The sequence below is a fragment of the Verticiella alkaliphila genome, from assembly GCF_018904615.1.
Taxonomy (GTDB): Bacteria; Pseudomonadota; Gammaproteobacteria; order Burkholderiales; family Burkholderiaceae_B; genus Verticiella; species Verticiella alkaliphila.
In genome coordinates this window covers 1-1,061 of record NZ_JADCNH010000106.1, presented here as the reverse complement: position 1 = coordinate 1,061, position 1,061 = coordinate 1, and the positions used below count along the sequence as shown (strand labels likewise).

Genomic DNA, 1,061 nt, shown 5'->3' with positions numbered 1-1,061 from the left:
GTCGCAACCACGCCGGCGCCGACGGTACGGCCGCCTTCACGGATGGCGAAACGCAGACCTTCTTCCATGGCGATCGGAGCGATCAGCTGCACGGTGATGGAGACGTTGTCGCCCGGCAGGACCATTTCCTTGTCCTTCGGCAGTTCGATCGAGCCCGTCACGTCCGTCGTACGGAAGTAGAACTGGGGACGATAGCCCTGGAAGAACGGGGTGTGGCGGCCGCCTTCGTCCTTGGAGAGGATGTACACCTCGGCGGTGAAGTCCGTGTGCGGCTTGATCGAATTCGGCTTGCACAGCACTTGGCCGCGCTCGACGTCTTCGCGCTTGGTGCCGCGCAGCAGGATACCGACGTTGTCGCCAGCCTGACCTTGGTCGAGCAGCTTGCGGAACATTTCCACGCCGGTGCAGGTGGTCTTGACCGTGGGCTTGATGCCGACGATTTCGATTTCTTCACCGACCTTGACAACGCCACGCTCGATACGGCCGGTCACGACGGTGCCGCGACCCGAGATCGAGAACACGTCTTCGACGGGCATCAGGAACGTGCCGTCCACGGCGCGCTCGGGCGTCGGGATGTACGAGTCCAGGGCGTCGGCCAGCTTCATGATGGCCTGCTTGCCCAGCTCGCCTTCGTCGCCGTCCAGCGCCAGACGGGCCGAACCCTTGATGATCGGGGTGTCGTCGCCGGGGAAGTCGTACTTGGAGAGGAGCTCGCGCACTTCCATTTCGACCAGTTCCAGCAGCTCGGCGTCGTCCACCAGGTCAGCCTTGTTCAGGAAGACGATGATGTACGGCACGCCAACCTGGCGCGACAGCAGGATGTGTTCACGCGTCTGGGGCATGGGGCCGTCAGCGGCCGAGCACACCAGGATCGCGCCGTCCATCTGGGCGGCACCGGTGATCATGTTCTTGACGTAGTCGGCGTGGCCCGGGCAGTCAACGTGCGCGTAGTGACGGTTCTGCGTCTCGTACTCGACGTGGGCGGTGTTGATCGTGATGCCGCGCGCCTTTTCTTCCGGCGCTGCGTCGATCTGGTCGTAGCCCTTGGCTTCGCCGCCGAA

General features: G+C 63.9%; 1 protein-coding gene. It reads right to left on the bottom strand.

What is annotated here, in order from left to right:
• A partial coding sequence (tuf, locus tag IMZ29_RS22420) for an elongation factor Tu (protein WP_216188479.1) occupies window positions 1-1,061 on the bottom strand: 1,061 nt, incomplete at both ends.